Raw genomic sequence first — 4,187 nt, forward strand, 5'->3', positions numbered from 1 at the left:
CAACCGCTCAGCCAGAACACCACGCCCAACCCCCACCACATCCAGCACCCAACGCTCCACCACCGCACCACCCCCACCCAACGCCGCCACCAGGGCGTCCGCGCAGTCCGTGCGGTGGCCATGTTCGACTATCAGCCAGCGATCCGAGGGGCCGGGCCTGACAACGTCCGGCGAAAGCGCCTGCCAGGCGACGCGGTAGCGCAGTCCGTCGGTCTCCGCGACCGTACGGCGCCGGTCGTGCCAGGCGGCGAAGTGCGGGAGGACCGCGCGCAATGGAGCCTCGATGTCCGCGTCGCCGGCACCCAGCCGGGCCGCCGCGGATGCGGCGTCGCCCGCGCGCACCGCGGCCCACAGCGCGTCGTCGTCCTCCGCCGCCACGGGCTTGGCCGCGGGCCCCGGGGCGGCGGCGGAGGTCGCCGTGGCGGCGGGGGCGAGCCAGTAACGGTGGTGCTGGAAGGCGTAGGTGGGCAGGTCGACCCGGCGCGCGCCGGTACCGCGGTAGAGCGCGGCCCAGTCGAGGTCGGCGCCGCGGACGAACGCGGTGGCGGCCGCACTCAGCGCGGTCTCGCTCTCCGGGTGTCCGCGGCGCAGCGCGGGGGCGAACGCGGTGTCGGTCTCGCCGTCGGCCAGGCACTCCTCCGCCATGCCGGAGAGGGCGGCATCCGGTCCGATCTCGATGAAGGTCGCGGCGCCGCGGGCCCGCGCGGTGCGCACGGCGTCGGCGAAGCGGACCGGCTCCCGTACCTGCCGGGTCCAGTAACCGGGGTCCGTCAGCTCGGCGGCGGTGGCGAGTTCGCCGGTCACATCGGAGACGACCGGCAGCCGGGGAGGGTGGTAGCCGACCGTTCCGGCGACCGCGCGGAAATCGGCGAGCATGGCGTCCATATGGGGAGAGTGGAAGGCGTGGCTCACCGCGAGCCGCTTCGTACGCCGCCCACGGGTGGCGAGTTCGGCGGCCGCCGCATGTACGGCCGCCTCGTCCCCCGAGAGCACGAGTGCCTGCGGCCCGTTGAGCGCGGCGATGACCGCGCGACCGGCGACGACCGGCTCCAGTGCGGCGGCCTCCTGCTCGGTGGCCTGCACCGCGACCATCGCGCCGCCCTCCGGCAAGTCCCGCATCAGCCGGCCGCGCGCCGCCACCAGCAAGGCGGCGTCGGCCGTCGAGAAAACCTCCGCGGCGTGCGCCGCCACCAGGCCGCCGATCGAGTGCCCCAGGAGGAGGTCGGGCACCAGGCCCCAGCTTTCGAAGAGGCGGAGGAGCGCGGTCTCGACGGCGAACAGCGCGGGCTGGGTGTAGTCGGTGCGGTCGAGCAGTGCCGCGTCCGACGAGCCGGGTTCGGCGAACATCACCGAGAGCAGGGGGCGTTCGAGGTGGACGTCGAACGCCGCCGCGATCTCGTCGAGGGCACCGGCGAAGACGGGGAACCGCGCACGGAGTGCCTGTCCGGCGCCGAGCCGCTGGGCGCCCTGTCCGGAGCAGAGGAAGGCGATGCCGCGGCCGCGCCGGGCGAGACCGGTGACCACGCCGTCCGGTGTGTGGCCCGCGGCCAGCGCGTCGAGGTCCTCCCGGGCGGCCCGGGTGTCGTTCACCAGCACGACGGCGCGGTGCTCCAGAGCCTCCCTGGTGGTGGCCAGGGAGTGACCGACGTCGGCGACGGCGCCGGAATCGGTGTCGGCGGCGTCCCCGGCCCCCCGGTGGGCTACGGCGGCGGCGAGCCGGTCGGCCTGGGCGCGCAGGGCCTCCTCGGAGCGCGCGGAGATCACCCAGGGAAGGGGCGTCCCGGCCGCGTCTCGTGCGGCGTGTCCGGTCTCGTCGCCGCCGGGCTCGGCCGCCGGCTCGACGGGCGGTTCCTCCAGGATGACGTGGGCGTTGGTGCCGCTGACGCCGAAGGCGGAGACCGCCGCCCGGCGCGGACCCTCCGCCTGCCGCTCCCACGACCGTCCCTCGGTGAGCAACTCCACGGCACCGGCGTCCCAGTCGACCTTCGACGAGGGGGCGTCCACGTGCAAAGTGCGTGGCAGCGTGCCATGCCGCATCGCCTGCACCATCTTGATCACACCGCCCACACCGGCAGCGGCCTGACTGTGCCCGATGTTGGACTTCAACGACCCCAACCACAACGGGTCCTGGTCCGCGCCCCGATCACGCCCGTAGGTGTCCAACAGCGCACCGGCCTCGATCGGATCGCCCAACGGCGTCCCCGTCCCATGCGCCTCCACCACATCGACGTCGCCCGGGGCCAGACCGGCATCGGCCAGCGCCTCACGAATGACCCTCCGCTGCGCCGGGCCGCTGGGCGCCGTCAAACCATTGCTGGCACCGTCCTGATTGACCGCGCTACCCCGCACCACCGCCAGCACATCGTGGCCGTGACGACGGGCGTCGGAGAGACGCTCCACCAGCAGCACACCCACACCCTCGGCCCAAGCCGTGCCATCCGCACCCTCGGCAAACGCCTTGCACCGCCCATCGGGAGCGAGCCCACGCTGCCGGGAGAACTCCACGAACACCGTGGGGTCGGGCATGACCGCGACGCCGCCGGCCAGCGCGAGATCGCACTCGCCCCGCCGCAGCGACTGCACCGCCAGGTGCAGCGCCACCAGCGACGACGAGCACGCCGTCCCGATCGTCAAGGCCGGGCCCTCCAGACCCAGGATGTAGGCGATCCGGCCGGACAGCACCGCGTCGGCGTTCCCGGTCAGCAGATAACCCTCGGCCCCCTCGGGCGCCCGCGCGCTGTCGGCGACATAACCGGTGTGCGCGGCCCCGACGAACACGCCGGTACGGCTGCCCCGCAATGTGGCGGGGACGACACCGGCACGCTCCAGCACCTCCCAGGACGTCTCCAGCAGCAACCGCTGCTGGGGGTCCATCACCAGCGCCTCGTTCGGCGAGACACCGAAGAAGGCCGCGTCGAAGTCGGCGACGCCGGTGAGGAAGCCGCCCTCCCGGCAGTAGGTGGTGCCGGGGGTGTCGGGATCGGGCGAGTAGACGGCCGACTCGTCCCAGCCGCGGTCGACGGGGAAGCGGGTGACCGCGTCGACGCCGTCCGCGACGAGCTCCCACAGGTCGTCGGGGCCGGCCACGCCGCCGGGGTAGCGGCACGCCATGCCCACGATCGCGATGGGTTCGCGCGCGGCGGCCTCGAGCTCGTGGTTGCGTCGACGCAGCCGCTCGGTCTCCTTGACCGAGGTGCGCAGCGCACCGAGCACGTCGTCCATGGAAGGTGACATCTTCGGCTTCCTCGTCTGCTCGCTCTGGGGTGGGTCGTCGCTGCGGCGGGCGCCGCCGGTCCGGGCGCCCGGGTGAGGGGTTTTATCGCTGGGACGGTCCGCGACGACGCGTCGCGGCGTCGGCGGTCCCGTCACCGGCCGGTGCGTCACCGGCCGGGCCGGTCCCTTCGGTCACCAGCCGGACGAGGGCGTCCGCGTCGAGCTCGTCGATCTCGGCGTCCTGTGCCATGGGCTCGGGGGCGGGTGGCGGCGCCGCGTGGCCGCCGGCCGGGGCCCCGCTACCGTCCGGGCCGCTGGTCCCGCCGTCGTTCCCGCCGGTCAGCTGCTCCAACAGCGCCCCGCCGAGCCGGTCCACGGTGGGGTGGTCGAAGATGACCGTGGCGGGCAGGACGAGCCCGGTCGCCTCGGCCAGCCGGCCGCGCAGCCGTACGGCGGCCAGCGAATCGAAGCCGAGGTCCTTGAAGGCGAGATCGTGGCCGATGCGGTCGATCCCGTCGTGGCCCAGGACCTCCGCCGCCATCGTGCGGACCAGGTCCACCAGGACCTTGGTGCGTTCGCGCGGGGTGAGGGCCGCGTCGATGCGGCCGCGCAGTTCGTCCGAGGCATCGACCGCGGGCGCGGCGGACGCCAGTTCGCGGACCTGGGGGATGTCGGAGATCAGGGGGCTGGGACGGAAGGCGGTGAACCCGGTGACGAAGTGCTCCCAGTCGATGTCGGCGACCGTGACGCAGGTGTCGTCCTGGCTCAGGGCCGTGTGCAGGGCCTCGATGGCCAGGTCCGGCCGCATGGGGGCCAGTCCGCGCTCGGCGTAGAAGTCGGCGGCCCCGTCGATCTCGCCCATGCCGGTGCCACCCCACAGACCCCAGGCGATCGAGGTCGCGGGCAGGCCCCGCGCCCGACGCCGCTCGGCCAACGCATCCAGATGCGCATTGGCCGCCGCATACACCGACTGC

At 74.1% G+C, this 4,187-nt stretch carries 1 protein-coding gene and 1 pseudogene; both read right to left on the reverse strand.

All coding sequences use genetic code 11. From position 1 onward, the window contains the following. Window positions 1-3,231 (reverse strand): annotated as a pseudogene (locus ACFZCY_RS45330) (type I polyketide synthase); the annotation flags it as partial. 85 nt (window positions 3,232-3,316) lie between these two features. Continuing rightward, the coding region (locus ACFZCY_RS45335) for a phosphopantetheine-binding protein (RefSeq protein WP_391187680.1) at window positions 3,317-4,187 on the reverse strand (871 nt) is incomplete at its 5' end.

The organism is Streptomyces sp. NPDC007983, from assembly GCF_042958345.1.
Lineage (GTDB): Bacteria > Actinomycetota > Actinomycetes > Streptomycetales > Streptomycetaceae > Streptomyces.